Here is a 17798-nt window from a genome sequence, read left to right as displayed (position 1 = left end):
GTGCTTTTTTCTGCACTGTGCTGCGACGACGTCCCGACTATAGCCACGTCTTCAGAGACGGCGAAAGCGGCAATAAATCAACCTACCCAAACTTTTTGTTATGCTGCATCAATGAGCAAACGCCGGCTGCCACCACTCAACCCGCTACGCAACTTCGAAGCCGCCGCTCGTTGCGGCAGCTTTACCCAGGCGGCCGCGGAACTGAACGTCACACCGGCCGCGGTGAGTCGCCAAGTTATTGTTCTGGAAAATTATTTTTCCAAGTCGCTGTTCATCCGGCACGCCAACATAATCGAGCTCACGGCAGACGGTGTGGCCCTGCTGCCATCGGTCAGCGCCGCGCTGGACATGCTCAACGACGGTGCCCGCCTGCTCTCCGCCAAGGGCGATACCGCGGTCAACCTCTGTACCTATCCCGGATTCATCATGCAGTGGCTGATTCCGAGGATGGGACATTTCCGCAGCGAACATCCCGAAATCAACCTCAACCTGATCACTGCCTCCAAACCTGACGAATTCGAAGCCGCGCACGCCGATATCACCATCAAATACGGGCACGAGCAGCCCCACGGCGAATGCGGAAAAGCGATTCTTCCGGATATCATTCTCCCCGTCTGCAGCCCGTCGCTGACCCGCGGCCCCCATGCCCTGCCGCCGGTGGAGAATCTCGCCCAGCACACCCTGCTTCGCTCGCGCTACCGGCGACTGGACTGGCCCAGCTGGCTCGAGATCATGAATGCGCAGGATCTGCACGCGCATCAGGAACTCACGTTCAAGGAATCCGGCCTGGCCAATCAGGCCGCGACCCAGGGGCTGGGCGTGGCGATGGCGCAGCGCCTGCTCGTCGAAAACGAACTGGCCAGCGGAAAACTGGTGATGCCTTTCAGTACCGCGCTGCGTCGATCCGCCGATATCTGGATCAGCCGCTCACGCGAGCGCTGCGCGGATGACCACGTCACCCTGGTTTGCGACTGGATCGAAAAAGAGGCCCGCGACACCGTCGCCGGCTTCGGCATCGATTTCACCCCGTCCACCTTCGATACCGCCCAGGCGCTGACGCTGAATAACGGCAAGTAACCGAGCTCAGCCCCAGTGCGGCAGTAAACCGACCCATCCCGGCATACGTCGGTTTTTCTGACACGCCGTTCTCCGCAGGCGTGTCCTCGCATACCCAGCGCTCGCGTCTTGGCTTCAAGGCGTTGCTACGATCGTGCGCGCCTTCTGCCCCCACTCCACGCCCTGGACGCTGTAGCAAAGCGTCAACTTGATTAACAGAACGCGACACCGTCCAACGAAGACTATATCAAGCTGCTGTTTTTACTTATTTATTTAAAAGGCACAAAAATTGCTTCCAATCTGAAAACACGGCCGGAAATTCCCGGCGTTTTCGAATTTCAGGGAAGACTCAATGAACAACAAAACAGGCCTGGGTTTCATCGCGGCGCGTACGCTGGCCGCTCTGATCATTCCCCTGGCGCTGGCCTTGCCGACCGCGGCGAGCGCGGCATTCATCGATTTCTCCGGCTCGGTGGACAGTGGTTTCTCGTTCTCGGCACCGGCACCGGCGCCTTTCATGATCGGCGATGCGGTCACCGCGACCCTGGAAATCGACGACGCGGCCGCCCTGCCGAACGCGAATTTCAACGCCAGTGACCTGCTCAGCTTCAGTCTTTCCATCGGCGCGGTGGATTTCTCGCTCGCCTCGATCGGTCCGTTCGCTGCGTTTGCGGGTCAGATCTCGAGCGACGGCACGACGCTGAGCTCGTTCGACTTCCTGTCGATGTTCATCGCCCTGCCGGGCTGCAGCGACTGCACCGTGGCGCTCATCGGCAATGAATCCTCATTCATGGCCGTGGTCGGCGCCGCCAACCCGTTCGATAGCGGCTTCATCTCGGGCGATTACACGCCGACCGTGCGTGCCGTGGCCGACGTGCCCGAGCCCTCGACCATCGCCCTGTTCGCGCTTGCTCTGGTACTGCTCGGCTGGGGCGTGCGCCGCCGCCACAACGGCTGAACAGCACAACCGGCTGTTGCCGGTTGTCTTCTAGCGCTCGGTCAGACGCGGCAGCAGCTCATGCAGGTTGCACGGCTGGGTACGGGCATCGATCTGTTCACAGATGAGCTTGTCCCAGCCGTCGGCACAGGCGCCGGATGACCCCGGCAGGCAGAAGATGAACGTCGCCTTGGCCACCCCCGCCAGTGCCCGCGACTGCAGGGTGGACGTGCCGATGACGTCGTAGGACAGCACCCGGAACATCTCGCCGAAACCGTCGATACGGCGGTCGAACAGGATCTCGATCGCCTGCGGGGTAACGTCCCTTCCAGTCAGGCCGGTACCGCCGGTGGTGATCACCACGTCCGGCTTGGCGTCGGCGATCCAGCGCGACACGCGGGCACGCAGTTCGTAGACGTCGTCCGGGCAGATCGCCTTCTCGTGCAGCACATGGCCGGCGGCCTCGAGCCGATCGACCAGCAGCTTGCCGGACTTGTCGGTGGCTTCGGTGCGCGTATCGGATACGGTCAGGACCGCGATATGCAGCGGGATGAATGTCGGGTTTGTGGCTTCGCCCATTACGGCCTCACGATTGGAAACAGCCTAAGCCGCCCAAGATGCCATACGAAGCCAGGCGCGGACTGTTTTTCTCGCCAGTTCAGCCCAGACGCGCCGCCGCCTTGCGCGCCAGGTCCACCGCTCGACGGGCCATGGGCACACTCTGGCCGGTATGGGTTTCGGGCCGCAGGGCAGCGGCCAGTTCCGCGGCATCGATTTGCGCGGGCAGTTGCTCGTGGCCGGCCAGAGCGCTGGCAAAACCATTGCCGTCCCGGCGTGCCCGCGCCACGCTTTCCTGGACCAGATGATGGGCCTGCGAGCGGCCGACGTGCGCGGCCAGCAACATCATCGCTTTCTCGGCCATGATCAGGCCGTCGCTGGCGGCGAGATTACGGCGCATGTTGTCCGGGATCAGGCGGATACTGGCGAGCAGTTCATCGAACAGGCAGGTCAGTTCATAGGCCAACGGCACCGCTTCGTCGATGGCGCTGTACATGACCATATTGGAGGCGGCGTCGCCCTCGTGCGACGGCTGCATGGCCTCGAGCGTGGTGGCGGCATAGCCGCGCAGCCGCGTGGCGTGGGCCATGACCTTCACCGCGATCTTGGAATTGACCTTCTGCGGCATCGTGCTGCTGCCGACCGCGCCTTCGATGTCCTCGATCACTTCGCCCAGTTCGTCGGTCATCAAGGTGTAGAATTCGCGCGCGATCTTGGCGCAGCTGCCCGCCAGCAGCGCCAGCAGCTGCATGTATTCGGCGATATGATCGAGCGCCGAGCGCACCGGCACCGCCGACGGTGCGAGACCGAGACGCGTGGAGATGGCTGCGTTCAGCGCCGGGCCGTTGTCTCCGAAGGCATGCATTGCCCCCAGCGCGCCGCCGAACTGGGACATGAACACCCGCGACTCGGCCGCCTTGAGGCGTTCTTCGTGGCGCAGCATTTCATCGATCCAGGCCGCGACCTTGAAGCCGAAGGTGATCGGCAGGCCCTGGCGCCGGTTCGAGCGCCCGGCCACCACCATTTCCGCGCTTTCGTCGGCCATGCCCGCGAGGCGGCCGAAGATCGCGCCCAGACGCGCCATCAGTGCCGCGTGGGCTTTTTTCATCTGCACGATGCGCGCGGTCTGGATGATGTTCTGGGTGGTGCCGCCCCAGTGCACATAGGCGCCGGCGTCGTCGTCGCAGGCCGTGGCCAGGGTCTCGACGAGCGCGAGTATGGGTGCGCGGTTGCGGGCCGCCAGTTCGGTGAATGCCTTCGCGTCGATCGTGTCCAGATGGGCGTGCCGGGCGATGTCCTCGGCGGCGGCCTTTGGAATCATGCCCAGTTCGCCCTCGGCCAGCGCGAGTGCGGCCTCGACGTCGAGCCAGGACTGGTGGCGGCTGCGCGCGCTGAACAGTTCACGCACGGCATCGGCACTCAACAATTCGGTCATCGGGTCAAACACTCTTGAAGGAAAGGAATCAGACCGACGCGGCGGCGGGCGCGCGCTGGCTCAGGGGATCGCTCATCGAGGCCAGCAGCTCGCGGGTATAGGCGCTGGCCGGCCGGGTGTAGACCTGCTCGGTCGGCCCGGTTTCGACGATCCGACCGCCCTGCATCACCGCCACGCGGCTGGCCATATAGCGCACCACCGCGAGATCGTGGGTGATGATGAAATAGGTCAGGTTCAGGCGTGCCTGCAGATCGAGCAGCAGATTCAGGATCTGGGCCTGTACCGAGATATCCAGCGCCGACGTCGGCTCGTCGCAGACGATCACGTCCGGCTCCAGCACCAGTGCCCGGGCCACCGCGACGCGCTGGCGCTGGCCGCCCGACATCTGGCCGGGATAGCTGTCATAGAAGCGTGCATCGAGGCCGACCAGCGCCATCACCTCGCGTACGCGCTCGCTCCGCGAACGGCTGTTGCCGATGCCGTGCACCACCAGCGGTCGGCCGATCGAGTCGGCGACGGTGCGTAGCGGATTGAGCGACGAATACGGGTCCTGGAACACGGGCTGGATCTGGCGGGCACGTTCGCGGGCACCGGTGTCGGCGAGCGGTCTGTCATCGAACCGCACCACGCCGGCGGTCGGCGCCTGCAGGCCGAGCAGCATGCGCGCCATTGTGGTCTTTCCGGAGCCGGATTCACCCACTACCGCCAGGATTTCGCCGCGATACAGACCCAGCGATACGTCGTCTACCGCGCGCAGGCGGTGGGCCGCGCCGAGCAGGCCACGACGGGTGACGAATTCGCAGCTGACCGATTCCAGCGACAGGATCGGCGTGTCGTTTGCAGCCGCCGTCGCGCGGCTCGGCTGCGTCATTTGCTCCGACTGGGCTGTATCGGCCCACTCGAAGGCGCGCAGCCGATCCGCGCCGAGCATGCAGCGATAAGCCCGATCGTCGGCCCTGTGCATCACCGGCTCGCCGTCATGACAGGCGTCGTGCACCAGCGGACAACGATCGGAAAACGCACAGCGCGACAGCCGCGCGAACGGCCGCGGCACGCTGCCCGCGATCGACCCCAGCCGGCCGCCGCCGTTGGGAGCCAGTGCCCGCGGCGCGCAGCGCAGCAGCCCCTGCGTGTACGGATGCAATGGCGTTTCCAGCACCTGCCGCAAGGAGCCCTGCTCCACCAGCGCGCCGGCGTACATCACTGCGACCCGGTCCACCGCCCGCGATACCGCGGCGATGTCGTGGCTGACCAGAATCATGGCGGTACCGAGTTCGGCGCGCAGCTCGGCGAGCAGATCCAGAATCTGCGCCTTGATGGTCACGTCGAGCGCGGTGGTCGGCTCGTCGGCAATGATCAGCTCGGGCGAATTCATCAATGCCATGGCGATCATCACGCGCTGACGCAAACCGCCGGACAATTGATGCGGATACTGGCGCAGCCGCACTTCCGGCTCCGGCACGCCCACACGTTCGAGCAGTTCCAGCGCGCGCCGGCGGGCGGTGCGGGCATCGGCCTGACCGTGCAGGGTCATGGTCTCGGTGAGCTGGCGGCCGATCGAATAGACCGGATTGAGCGAGGTCATGGGTTCCTGGAAGATCATGCCGATACGCTTGCCGGCGACCTGGCGGGCGAACTGTGCGTCCGGCAGGGTCAGCAGGTCGGTCTCGCCCAGCGACACACGCGTCGCCTCGCGGCGTGCGCTACCCGGCAGCAGGCCCATCAGCGCGAGCATGGCCATCGACTTGCCGGAACCGGATTCGCCGACAATGCCCAGCGCTTCGCCGCGCGCCAGCTCGAAGCCGACCTGGCGTACCGGCCAGGTGGTGTCGCCGCGCGGCGAGGTCAGCCCCACCGACAGCCCATCGACGCACAGCAGCGGGTCGTTTGAATATGGCATCTAGTTCTTGCCCTCCGGGGACAGCACGTCGCGCAGCCCGTCGCCGAACAGGTTCACGCCCATCACCAGCAGGAACAGCGCGATGCCCGGGAGAATGGTCAGCCACGGATCGAAAAACATGGACTGGCGCCCTTCCGCGATCATCAGCCCCCAAGACGGCGTCGGCGACTGAATGCCCACGCCGAGGAACGACAAGGCCGCCTCGGACAGAATCGCCGTGCCCATTTCGATGGTGAAGATCACGATCACCTGGCTGCGCAGATTAGGCAGCACCTCGTGCCAGAGGATCGACGCGGTGGAACTGCCGATCGCGCGCGCCGAGGCAACATAATCCAGTTCGCGGATACGCATCGCCGCCGAGCGCGACACCACCAGGTAGTAACTCCAGTGCAGCACGCCGATGACGCCGATGACCACGATCATTGAGGGGCCGATCAGAAACACCAGCGCCATCGCCAGCAGGATCTGCGGCAAGGCCAGCTGACAGGTCAGCAGATAGGACACGACCTGATCGACACGGCCGCCGAAATAGCCGCCGCAGATGCCCAGGCCCACGCCGATAATGCTGCCGACGATCGCGGCGAAGAAGCCGACGGTGAGCGAGATACGCGCACCGACCAGCAGCCGGGCCAGATAATCGCGACCGACGTGGTCGGTGCCGAAGGGATGATCCCAGCTGCCGCCCGACCACACCGGCGGCGCGAGACGGCCGGCCAGATCCTGGGCATAGGCATCGTGGGGCACGAGCATCGGGCCGAAGATGGCCGCCAGCACCAGCGTGAGAATCAGGCCCGCACCGATAAGCAGGCCCAGGTGCGAAAACGCACGCCGGCGCAGCAGCTGGCGCGGCGTCATCGGCGCCAGTGCCTCGTCTAGACCGGCGTCGCGCGTGGACTGGCGTTCGGGCAGGCTGTCGGGGGTGGTACTCATGGCCTACCTCAAGCGCAGGCGTGGATCTATCCACGCGTTGATCAGATCCGACAGAAACGTCAGAAACACGAAGGTCAGCGCGAACAGGAACACCAGCATCTGCACGGTGGGAATATCGCCGCCCAGAATGGAGTCCAGCGCCAGGCGCCCGAGCCCGCGCATGGAGAACACCGATTCGATGATGATCGAGCCGCCCAGCTTGTGACCCAGCTGTACCGCGAGCACGCTCACCACCGGCAGCAGCGCGTTGCGCAGGGCCTGACCGGTGAGCAGCTTTCGACCGCGAAAACCCTTGGCGCGCGCCGTGCGGATGTAGTCGGACTCGTACACCTCGATCAGCCCGGCGCGGGTCAGACGCATCACCGCCGGCACCGAGCGCATGCCGAGCACGAAGGCCGGCAGCACGAAATGCGCCCAGCTGCCGCCGCCCGACACCGGAAACCAGTGCAGCTCGACGGCAAACACCACGATCATCACCAGCCCCAGCCAGAAACTGGGAATCGCCTGGGCCGAGACCGCCACCGACAGCGCCGCGCGATCGATCCAGGTATTGGCGTTGATTGCCGCCAGCGCCCCCAGCGGAATCGATACCAGAATGGTGATCAGCAAGGCGAAACCGGCCAGGCGCAGCGTGGTGGGCGCGGCTTCGATGATCAGATGCGCGACCGACTGGTGCCAGTAATAGCTGTCGCCGAAATCGCCCTGGGCCAGATCGGTCAGCCATTCGCCGTATTGCGCCGGCAGCGGCCGGTCGAGGCCGTATTCGACCCGAATCTGCTGAACCACCTGGGCCTCGGCGTCCTCACCCGCGATCGCGCGGGCCGGATCGGTGGCCAGATGCAGGGCCAGAAACGCGCCGATGGACACCGTGAACGCCACGGCGATGGCCAGCACAAAACGCTTCATCGCATAACGCAGCATGGCCTACTCCTGTGCACCGGCGGCCGAACCGCTGGCTTCGTCTGGTTCTGGCGGGCTCCAACGCGCGCGATACAGCCGCGGCATGCCGTCCTTGGGCGCCGGAAAGTCGAGGCGATTGGAGAGGACGTAGTTCTGAGGGAACGCATACAGCGGCACGTAGTAGGCCTGGTCGGCGATGCGCTTGAGCACCTGGCTGTAAAGTTTCCTTCGCACGGCCTTGTCTCGTGTCTGTGACGCCTCTGCGACCTTGCGCGACACCATCGCATCGCCGCTGAAGTTGCGATCGGTATCGGCGTTCCAGAGCACGCTCAGGGTGGCATCGGCGTCCGGTGTACCGCCCGCGCCCCAGGTGCCGAAATAAGACTGGATCTGGCCGCCCGAGCGCGCCTTGTTGAGCACCGGCAGCTTGACGTAGCGCAGGTCTACGTTGATGCCGACATTGCGCAGATCCTGGGCCATGGCCTCGGCCACGTACGGGTTGCGATAGGCCCATACGGTCATGGGAAAGCCGTTCGGATAACCCGCGTCGGCAAACAGCTGGCGCGCCTTGTCCGGGTCGAAATCGTAGTGACGCACGTCTTGTTCGCAGCCGAACTGCACCGGATGACAGGACGAATCGATGACCTTGGCCCCGCCGCGCACGATGTTGTCGACGATCGACTGCCGGTTGATCGCGTGGTTGATGCCGCGCCGCACCTTGAGCTTGGTCAGCGGATTGTCCGCGCCGGTGATGCCCTTGGCGTCGAGCACCAGAAACCCGATGCGCATGGAACTGCCGACCTCGCGCTTGGCGTAGCCGGAGGCGGCCAGATTCTCGGCGATATCACCCGGTACGTTATAGAGCCAGTCTAGCTCGCCGCTGAGCAGTCCTGCCTGCTGCGAACCCCAGTCCGAGATCGTATGAATACGAATGGTGTCGATCGCCGGCTGACCCTTGGGCGATCCGTCGTAGTAGCCGTCATAGCGCTTGAGCAGCACTTCGCGGCCGGGGTCGAACTTGACCACCTTGTATGGGCCCAGCCCGTTCTCGCGGGTCACCAGCGCGCCCTTGTCCAGTTCGCCATCGCGGGTGTAGCTGCCGGCCTTGCGGATCGGCACGGTCACGGCCATGTCGCGCAGCGCCAGCGGATAGGCATAGCTCAGATGAAACCGCACCGAGCGCGGGCCGGTCTTCTCGACCGAATCCAGCCATTTGGAGACATGCTGCTGAGCGCGCGCGCCGTTTGCCGGGTCGATGACGAAACGATAGGTATAGACGACGTCGTCCGCGCTCAGCGGCGAGCCGTCGTGGAAGGTCACGCCCTTGCGCAGGGTCACGTCCAGCGTGGTCTTGTCGACGAACTCGTAGGACTTGGCCAGCAGCGGCTCGTAGTCGAGCGTGTCCGGATTGACCGCGAACAGGAAATCGTCGATCAGCTGCGAGAGGATGATGTACTCGCGCTTGGTCGTGAAGGTCCGGTCCAGATTGCTGATCTGTTCCTGGAAGGCCACATCGAGGACATCGTCCTGGGCGTTCGGCTCGGTACAGCCGCCCAGTGCGATCAGCGACACCAGCGTGGCAGCAAGGATCCCGGCCGATGCCGGGATCCAGCCACGGCGGCGGTTGTTGCGCCGCGCATTCATCAGAATACGACCTGGACCCGTGCCGACAGCGTGTTGCCGTCGTCCGCCCCCTGGAAATCACCGCTGCGGTTGTTGGTATCCCAGAGGATGTAGTTGACCATCAGACGCGACCAGTCATTGGGATACCAGTTGAGCCCGAAGGTCCGCGAGCGGCCGTTGCCACCGGGATAATCCGGTGCATCGAAATAATCCAGGCCCTGGTAGCGCGCCGCGATCTCGAAGGCACCGATGCCACCGGCCGAGAGCGGATGTTTGACCTCGGGAAACTTCCAGACACCGCTCTTGTGCGAGTAGCCGTGGTGCTCGCCGGTGAGGAAGTAGCCGGCCTGAACGCTGTAGGCGTCGTAGCGCATGGTTTCGTCGCCGCTCTCCTCGCGCTGATCGACCGCGCGCTCACCGTATTCGGCCGCTGCGGCGAACGAACCCAGCGAGGTGGCCAGTTCGAAGCCGTAGGCGGTGCTGTTGTCGGGATCGCTGATGCCGCGGCTGCGTATGGTGGCATTCTCGTTGAAGTGATCGGCGATACGGGTGTTCTTGAACACCGTGCTGTCGGTTTGATCGAAGTCCTCATAGAAGCCCCAGGTGCCCAGATGCACCATGTTCTCGCCGGAGCGCCAGGGGTTCCAGTGCACGCGCGACATGTAGGTCACGTTGTCGGACGTATCGTTGTCGCGGCCGACCTCGCCGCTGGTGATCGCAAACGAGCCGTGCCAGTTGCGCCCACCATCGTAGATCTTGCCCTTGATGCCGAGACCGTAGCTGCCGCGATCCGGGGCGATGGCTTCGTTTACCAGGCTGCGTTCCATGAACCAGGTCTTGTTCGACGACGTGGCACCGTCGAGGGTGCGGTCGTCGTACTTGTTACCCAGATACAGGGCCACGTCGTTGCTGCCCAGGCCGAAACCGGTCTTGAGAAACGCGTCGCGTACGCTGGCGCCGTTGTTGGCCAGATCGTACTCGAGCTTGTAGCCGAGCCAGCGGGCCAGCTGGCCGGAGGCATCCAGGCGCAGCCGACGGGCTTCCGTGCCGCTGACGTTGCGATCGGCGCCGGTATCGTCGAAACGCGAACCGTGGGTGGTCGAGGCATCGAACTGCAGCCGCCCGCCGATCTTGAAACTGCGCTCGCCGTCGGGGCTGATGAATTCGGGCGCGCCGTCGCTCCAGTCGATGCCGGACTGGCTGGCGTTGCCGGCCTCGAGCAGCGCCACCCGGCTACGCAGATCACGCAGGGATTCGGTCTTGCCGTCGTCGGGCGCGGTCTTGACCTCGGCCGTGGGCACACTGGTCGCGACACGCGGCTGAGTCCTGGCTGGTGCCGGCGCGGTCGTGGCCGCCACGCCCTGCGACTGCTCGACGTCGTCGAGGCGCTCCTGCAGTTTCTCTATCTGGGCCGCCTGCTGCTTGAGCATCGCCGATTGCTGGCGTACCAGTTCGGCCAGCTCGTCGCTGGTCGCGGCCTGCGCGGTCACCGCCAGCGCGGGCGCCATCGTGAGCAGGGTCGCGGCGGCCAGTGGCCAGGCGCGCCGTGTCGGGTTCTGTTTCGATTGGGACATGATCTCTCTCCCCTTCGCCTCTATGGGCTGTTTATTGGTTCAGCAACGGATCGGGTAGCGTCGGATGCGCCCGGCAGCGACGCAGACGCTAGTTGGCGGCCATGGTGGCGATATAGCGGGCCGCGAACGGCGCCATCTGGTCGTCGCTGTGGCCAACGCCCGGCACCGTCCATTTCTGCCAGTGAAACGGCGTGTTCATCGCGGCCGCATTGGCCTGACCCACGGCGTAGTAGTTCTGGGCACGCACCAGCCGGTTCTTGCCCTGGGCATTGGTGTAGCGGTTCTGACGCATCACCGTGTTCGTGGTCGCGGTATCCGCGCCGCCGGAGAGCAGCAGCATGTGCTGGGCATAGAACGACTTCAGCAACGCGTCGTCCACGATCGACACGCCGCCGGTGCCGTAGGGCCATTCGATGCTGGCGTCGGGCATGGTGTACCAACCCGAATTGGCGACGATGATCTGCTCGACGCGGGCCTCGGGCATGAACAGCGCGAAGCGGTGCGCGAACTGAGCACCGGCGCCGTGACCGTAGAGGTAGTAGCGCGGGTTGTTATTGGCTTCGCGGTTGGCCTCGAAGTCGGAGAACAGCCGCTCGACCAGCGTGAATGCCCACTGCGGACGCGCGTTGAGTCGCTCGGGTTTGGCACGCCCGCGGGCTTCCAGACTCGTGGTGGGATGAAAGACATTGCCGAGGTTGTAGCCGGCCGCGCCGCGGTAGGGGTCGCGCTCGAACAACGGCGCGAGCACCATCAGATTGTTCTGCTCGGCGTAATCGGCCCAGCTATCGCGGTACTCGGCGGCGTTGCGACGCAGACCGTGGAGCACGAACACGATCGGCGTTTGCGCGCTGTAGGCGTTGGGCTTGTAGTAGTAGACCGTGACCGCGTGGCCGGTCGCCGGATCCTGGTACTGGTATTGGCCGGCGCCGCTCTCCAGCCCGCCCGTTGTCGCCGCCAGCGCCCAGGGCGCCTGTATCAGCAGCAGCACAAGAAACAATAGACGTCGCATGTGTTCTCTCCCCGTGTTGTTCGTTCTACTGCCTGACCGACAGTTTTATGGGTCGTCGACCAACCGTTCGATCGCGATGCAAGGAACGCTAGCAAAGCGATTTGTATTGCAAAAATAGAAATAATCTATTTAATGATCCACATATCGGATGAGTCGGTTTTTTATCGACTGCGTTGCGCGGGTTACCGGAACATGGGCTTATGAATATCAAGGCGCTGCGCCTGTTTCGCCAGATCGTTATTCAGGGATCGCTGTCCGCGGCGGCGCAATCGCTGCATATCAGCCAGCCTGCCGCGAGCCGGCTGATATCACAGCTGGAGGCAGAGGTGCGTATCCCGCTGTTTCATCGCTCGCGCCGGCGCCTGCTGTTGACCGAGGAAGGCGAGCAGTTCTTCCGCGAAGCCGAACATATCGTCTCCGGGCTGGACGAGATTCCGCGTATCGCCCACGACATCCGTACCCGCCGTGCCCAGCGGTTCCGGGTGCTCACGGCCGCGCGCATCGGCCAGGGACTGGTCGCGCCGGCGCTGGTGCGCATGCGCCGCAGCCATCCGGACATGGAGATACAGGTCGACGTGTATTCGCGCATGCAGCTGGAAAAACAGCTCGGCATCGGCGTCTACGATCTGGGCGTGATCTCGCTGCCGGTGGCGCATTCGCTGCTGGAAATCGTGGCCACGCCGCTGGTCAAGGTGCGCGCCGAAGCCTTGATGGCGGCCGATCATCCGCTCGCCGCGCAGGCCAGCATCAGTGCCGACGATCTGGCCAGCCAGCCGATGCTCGGACTCGGCCCGGGCCAGGTCTGGCGCGATCATATCGATAATTTTCTGCAGGCCGGCGGCGTGGAAGCACGCCATATCGTACAGAGCAGCTCATCGCTGCTGGCCTGCCAGATGGCCCGCGACGGCGCCGGCGTCGCCGTGCTCGACCGCCTGTGCGCACCCTCGATCGACATGACCGGCGCGGTCATGCGTCCGCTCACGCCCGAGCGCTGGGTGTCGTTCGGCTATGTCCATACCGAGCGCGACGGTCTCTCGCCCACGGCCCGGATCTTCGTGGACTGCATGCGCGAGGCCGTGGCCGCCATTCGCGAGCACAGCCCCGCCGATCGCGAGTCGATCCTGCCGGTGGAATGAACCCGGGCCCCGAACAGGCCCGAATCAGGCCGGCGGCCGCGTCGCTGCCGCTTCGATACGCTCGTCGTCCTCGGTCACCAGGCCCAGCTTGCGGGCGCGCTTGAGCCAACGCTGGCGGGCCATCACGCGCATGTCCTCGACGTGATCGCCCTCGTCCATGATCTCCATGCCGAGCATGGTTTCGACGATGTCTTCCATGGTCGCCACGCCGACGATGCCGCCGTATTCATCGACCACCACCGACAGCTGTTCCTGGCGTTCGAGCAGCTTGCGGAACAGCCCGTACAGCGACAGCGTCTCCGGTACGACCAGTACGTCGCGCTTGAGCTGCGACAACAGCGTGTGGTGACGATCGCGCGCGATCTCGATGAGTACGTCGGAGAGCAGCACGAAGCCGGTGATGTCCTCGTGGTCGTCCGAAAACACCGGCAGGCGCGAGATGCGGCGTTCGCCGAGTTGCTCGAAGACTTCGGTGGCGGTGGCCGATTCGGCGAAAGCGACCATCACCACGCGCGGCGTGAGCACGTCCTTGACCCGCAGCGATTCGAAATGCAGCAGGTTGCGCAGGATCTGGGATTCCTCGAGGGCGAACACGCCGTCGGCTTCGCCCTGATCGGCCATCGCCCGGAACTCGGCGCGCGACACTGCCGGCTCCGGCTCGTTGGGCGTGAGCAGGCGAGTGATGCCCATGGACAGCAACACCAGCGGATAGAGCAGAATAACGAGCACCCGCAGCACGGCCGCCGAGAACGGCGCCAGCCCGCGCCAGTAGGTCGCGCCCAGCGTCTTCGGGATGATCTCCGAGATCACCAGAATACCGAGGGTGACCAGCGCCGAGGTGATTGCCAGATAGCCGTTGCCGAACAGCGTCTGCGACTGCGCGCCCACCCCCGCCGCGCCGACCGTATGCGCGATCGTGTTGAGACTGAGCAATGCGGCCAGCGGCCGATCGACATCCTCCTTGAGCGCCTTGAGGCGCCTGCCGGCTATGCCGCCCTGCTCCTGCATCAAGGTGATATAGGACGGCGAGATCGACAGCAGCACCGCTTCCAGTATCGAGCACAGAAACGACACGCCCAGCGCCAGAAACAGGTAGAACAGCAGTAGAGCCATAAGAGATTCGAGATTCCAGCGCGTGAACAGGCGAACACAATCGGACAGACCGGAGGAGCGAAGGTTCGAGCCGCGCTGTCAAAGCACCGGCTCGGGGCGTATACTCGGCGGCTTGGTCATTGCTGTGTGCGATATCCGCCACGCATTCCCCGACCACGACCGCACCCGTCGCAGTAACCGGCACTCGTTCCGGAACCGACTGCGTCTGCCACGCCATCATGCCATGCGGCAGCCGGTGTCGTGATTCACGAATCGCCGCAGTCACTATCCAGGAATTTCTATGTCGTTTGATCAACTCGGCCTGGCGCCGTCGCTTCTCGACGCCGTCGCCGCCGCGGGCTATGACACGCCCACGCCGATCCAGGCCAAATCCATCCCCGCCGTTCTCGAAGGCAAGGATGTCCTCGCCGCCGCCCAGACGGGCACCGGCAAGACCGCCGCTTTCACTCTGCCGTTGCTGCATCGCCTGGGCGAGACCCAGCAGAAGAAGCCGCGCGTACTCGTGCTCACGCCGACCCGTGAGCTGGCCGCCCAGGTCAACGAATCGGTCAAGACCTACGGCAAGTCCGGCCTGCTGCGCAGCGCCGTGATCTTTGGGGGCGTGGGTTACCAGCCGCAGATCTCCATGTTCAAGAAAGGCGTGGATATCGTCGTCGCCACCCCGGGCCGTCTGCTCGACCTGCTCCAGCAGGGCCACGTCGATCTGTCGAATATCGAAACGCTGGTGCTCGACGAAGCCGATCGCATGCTCGACATGGGCTTCATCCACGACATCAAGCGCGTGCTCAAGTACGTGCCGAACAAGCGTCAGACGCTGTTGTTCTCGGCCACGTTCTCCAACGATATCCGCAAGCTGGCCTCGGGCCTGCTGCACAATCCGATCGAGATCGACGTCGCGCCGCGCAACGCCACCGCCGATCGCATCGAGCAGAAGGTCGTGATGGTGGAGAAATCGCGCAAGCGCGCGGTGCTCAGCCACCTGATCAAGGAAAACAACTGGCATCAGGTGCTGGTGTTCGCGCGCACAAAGCACGGCTCCAACCGCCTGTGCAAGCAGCTCGAAAGCGACGGCCTGCCGTCGGCGGCGCTGCACGGCAACAAGAGCCAGAACGCCCGCACCAAGGCGCTCGAAGGCTTCAAGAACGGCAAGATCCAGGTGCTGGTCGCCACCGATATCGCCGCCCGCGGTATCGATATCGACTCGCTGCCGCATGTAGTCAACTTCGAGCTGCCCAATATCTCCGAGGATTATGTCCACCGCATCGGCCGTACCGGCCGCGCCGGCGGCTCGGGCGAGGCGATTTCGCTGGTCGGCCCGGACGAACGCAAGTTCCTGAAGGATATCGAAAAGCTTATCGGCCAGCAGATCGAACGCATGACCGTCGAGGGCGTGGATCTGCGCTCCAATGAAAGCGACGAGGCCGAGGACGACCGTCCGCCGCGCCGCCAAGGCAACAACAACGGCGGCAATCGTGCGCCCAAGCGTGGCGGTGGCGGCAACAACGCCAACAACAATGCACCCGGCAATCGGGGCGGCCAGCGTCGCCGCAGTCGTGGTGGCAACCGGGGCGGCAATCGCTCGGGCGGTGGCGGCGCCTCCTCCTAGAGCAGTCGGAAAGACGGCTCGCAAGACGCCGGGCGGCAGCAATGCCGACCCGGCGTTTTCATTTCCTGCTTTATAATTAACGCCATGATCGGTCTGAACAACGTCACGCTACGCCGTGGCCCGCGCAAACTCCTGGAAGACGTCAATCTGCGGCTGCACGCCGGGCAGCGGGTCGGCATCGTCGGCCGCAACGGCACCGGCAAGTCGAGCCTGTTCTCCATGCTGCTCGGCGAACTCGGCGCCGACTCGGGCGAGATCGACGTCCCCAGAACGCTGGATATCGCCACCGTGCGCCAGCACACGCCGGCCGGCTCACAGCTCGCGATCGATTTCGTACTCGACGGCGACACCGAACTGCGCGACGTCCAGGCCCGGCTGGAAAAAGCCGAGATCGAAGGCGACGGCAGCGCCATGGCGGAACTGCATGGCCGGCTCGGCGAGATGGACGGCTATGCCGCCACGTCGCGCGCGGCCCGGCTGCTCCACGGGCTGGGCTTTGCTTCGGCGACCCATTACGCGCCGATCGACGATTTCTCCGGTGGCTGGCGCATGCGCCTCAATCTCGCGGCTGCGCTCATGCGCCGCTGCGACCTGCTCCTGCTCGACGAACCGACCAACCATCTCGACATGGACGCGGTGTTCTGGCTGCAGGAATATCTGGGCCGGCATCCCGCCACCCTGCTGATCATTTCTCACGATCGCGATTTTCTCGACGCCATCACCACCCATACGCTGCATCTGGCGAGCGGCAGCGCGACGCTGTATACCGGCAACTACTCGGTGTTCGAGAAGATGCGCGCCGAAGCCATGCTGCAACAGCAGGCCCAGTTCGAGGCGCAGCAGAAACGGGTCGCCCAGCTGCAGCACTTCGTCGACCGTTTTCGTGCCAAGGCCAGCAAGGCCAGCCAGGCGCAGAGCAAGCTCAAGCAGATCGAGCGCATGGAAACGGTCGAGGCGGCGCATTGGGATACGCCGTTCTCGTTCCAGTTCCTCGCCCCCAAGCGCAGCCCGGAAACCCTGCTGCGTATCGATAACGCCGCCATCGGCTACGGCGACACGCCGCTGGTTGCCGGCATCAAGCTGCGGCTGGTGCCGGGCGACCGTATCGCCATTCTCGGGCGCAACGGCGCCGGCAAGTCGACGGTGATGAAGCTGCTCGCCGGCGAACTGGCACCCATGCACGGCGAGTCGCAGCCGGATCGTTATCTCAACATCGGCTATTTCGCCCAGCATCAACTCGAGCAACTGGACGACACCGCCAGCCCCTATGCGCATCTGCAACGCGCCGCGCCCAAGGCCAGCGAACAGCATATCCGTGATTTTCTCGGCGGCTTCGATTTCCACGGCGACAAGGCGCTGGAAGCGATCGGGCCGTTCTCCGGCGGCGAAAAAGCACGTCTGGCGTTGGCCCTGGTGGTCTTCGACCGCCCCAACCTGCTGCTGCTCGACGAACCGACCAACCATCTCGATCTGGATATGCGCCACGCCCTAGAGCTGGCGCTACAGGGCTTCGACGGCGCGGTGGTGCTCATCGCCCATGACCGGCATCTCATCGACGCCACCTGCGAACAGCTCTGGCGCGTGGACGACGGCCATCTCGCGCCCTTCGACGGCGATCTGGACGACTACTCGCGCTGGTTGACCCAGCAACGCGCCAACACCGAAGGCGACGCGCCCGCGGCCACCACCAGAAAAACCGCCAAGAGTGACAAGAACAGCGGCGGCGACGCGCGCCGTGCCGCCGCCGACCAGCGCGCCCGAGAAAAGCCGCTGCGCCAGGCGATCAAGCAGGCCGAGCGGGAAATGGGTACGCTCGAAGAAAAGATCGCGGCGATGGAAAAGGAAATGGCCAAGCCCAGCGTCTACGGCAATCGCACCGAGGTCGCGCGCCTGTCGCAGGAGCAGGGCAAACTGCGCAAGCAGCTGGACGCCGCCGAAGCCCGCTGGATGGAAAACGCCGAGGCGCTGGAGGCACAGGCCGCCGCGTCATGAGTTTCGTCACGCGACACTGAATGAGCCTC

The 17798-nt window shown here is 64.6% G+C and carries 14 protein-coding genes; 5 read left to right on the top strand and 9 right to left on the bottom strand.

Annotated features, from left to right (window positions below; all coding sequences use genetic code 11):
• The first annotated feature begins 111 nt into the window (after positions 1 to 111).
• Together ACFOSU_RS00470 and ACFOSU_RS00465 are read left to right on the top strand one after the other, a co-directional pair.
• A complete protein-coding gene (locus tag ACFOSU_RS00470; protein WP_380685337.1) occupies positions 112 to 1077 on the top strand; it encodes a LysR substrate-binding domain-containing protein in 966 nt (321 codons plus the stop codon).
• Positions 1078 to 1408: 331 nt separating this feature from the next.
• Positions 1409 to 2014, top strand: a complete 606-nt coding sequence (locus ACFOSU_RS00465; RefSeq protein WP_380685334.1) for a PEP-CTERM sorting domain-containing protein — start codon at positions 1409 to 1411, stop codon at positions 2012 to 2014.
• A gap of 30 nt (positions 2015 to 2044) precedes the next feature.
• Here ACFOSU_RS00465 and moaB read toward each other — a convergent pair whose 3' ends face one another.
• From moaB to ACFOSU_RS00425, 8 genes are all read right to left on the bottom strand, one after another.
• Positions 2045 to 2572, bottom strand: coding sequence for a molybdenum cofactor biosynthesis protein B (moaB, locus tag ACFOSU_RS00460; RefSeq protein WP_380685332.1), 528 nt, complete (start codon positions 2570 to 2572; stop codon positions 2045 to 2047).
• 79 nt (positions 2573 to 2651) lie between these two features.
• Entirely contained in the window at positions 2652 to 3986 is a 1335-nt protein-coding gene (locus tag ACFOSU_RS00455; RefSeq protein WP_380685330.1) for a lyase family protein, read from the bottom strand.
• A 28-nt stretch (positions 3987 to 4014) separates the two neighbouring features.
• Positions 4015 to 5886 (bottom strand): ABC transporter ATP-binding protein, encoded by a 1872-nt coding sequence (locus ACFOSU_RS00450; RefSeq protein ID WP_380685329.1) that lies wholly within the window; start codon positions 5884 to 5886, stop codon positions 4015 to 4017.
• Positions 5887 to 6816, bottom strand: a complete 930-nt coding sequence (locus ACFOSU_RS00445; RefSeq protein ID WP_380685327.1) for an ABC transporter permease — start codon at positions 6814 to 6816, stop codon at positions 5887 to 5889.
• A gap of 3 nt (positions 6817 to 6819) precedes the next feature.
• The gene (locus ACFOSU_RS00440; RefSeq protein ID WP_380685325.1) at positions 6820 to 7737 is read right to left on the bottom strand and encodes an ABC transporter permease; all 918 of its coding nucleotides are present in this window, start codon (positions 7735 to 7737) and stop codon (positions 6820 to 6822) included.
• Positions 7738 to 7740: 3 nt separating this feature from the next.
• Positions 7741 to 9360 carry an ABC transporter substrate-binding protein gene (locus ACFOSU_RS00435; protein ID WP_380685323.1) on the bottom strand — a complete coding sequence of 540 codons (1620 nt, stop codon included), beginning with the start codon at positions 9358 to 9360 and terminating at the stop codon, positions 7741 to 7743.
• Positions 9360 to 10913, bottom strand: coding sequence for an OprO/OprP family phosphate-selective porin (locus ACFOSU_RS00430; protein ID WP_380685321.1), 1554 nt, complete (start codon positions 10911 to 10913; stop codon positions 9360 to 9362). Before ACFOSU_RS00430 ends, ACFOSU_RS00435 begins: the two co-directional genes overlap by 1 nt.
• 88 nt (positions 10914 to 11001) lie before the next feature.
• Positions 11002 to 11922, bottom strand: a complete 921-nt coding sequence (locus tag ACFOSU_RS00425; RefSeq protein ID WP_380685319.1) for a hypothetical protein — start codon at positions 11920 to 11922, stop codon at positions 11002 to 11004.
• 200 nt (positions 11923 to 12122) lie between these two features.
• Here ACFOSU_RS00425 and ACFOSU_RS00420 point away from each other — a divergent pair, with 200 nt between their 5' ends.
• Positions 12123 to 13058 carry a LysR family transcriptional regulator gene (locus ACFOSU_RS00420; protein WP_380685317.1) on the top strand — a complete coding sequence of 312 codons (936 nt, stop codon included), beginning with the start codon at positions 12123 to 12125 and terminating at the stop codon, positions 13056 to 13058.
• A gap of 24 nt (positions 13059 to 13082) precedes the next feature.
• Here ACFOSU_RS00420 and ACFOSU_RS00415 read toward each other — a convergent pair whose 3' ends face one another.
• Positions 13083 to 14171: a CNNM domain-containing protein gene (locus tag ACFOSU_RS00415; protein ID WP_380685315.1), complete on the bottom strand. Its 1089-nt coding sequence runs from the start codon at positions 14169 to 14171 to the stop codon at positions 13083 to 13085.
• Positions 14172 to 14451: 280 nt separating this feature from the next.
• On the opposite strand from ACFOSU_RS00415, the gene ACFOSU_RS00410 reads away from it, so the two are divergent.
• Together ACFOSU_RS00410 and ACFOSU_RS00405 are read left to right on the top strand one after the other, a co-directional pair.
• A complete protein-coding gene (locus ACFOSU_RS00410) occupies positions 14452 to 15777 on the top strand; it encodes a DEAD/DEAH box helicase (RefSeq protein WP_380685313.1) in 1326 nt (441 codons plus the stop codon).
• A gap of 84 nt (positions 15778 to 15861) precedes the next feature.
• Positions 15862 to 17769 (top strand): ABC-F family ATP-binding cassette domain-containing protein, encoded by a 1908-nt coding sequence (locus ACFOSU_RS00405; protein ID WP_380685311.1) that lies wholly within the window; start codon positions 15862 to 15864, stop codon positions 17767 to 17769.
• Positions 17770 to 17798: the final 29 nt, after the last annotated feature.

The sequence above is a fragment of the Salinisphaera aquimarina genome, assembly GCF_042643355.1.
Taxonomy (GTDB): Bacteria; Pseudomonadota; Gammaproteobacteria; order Nevskiales; family Salinisphaeraceae; genus Salinisphaera; species Salinisphaera aquimarina.
This window is presented reverse-complemented; position numbering and strand designations above follow the sequence as displayed.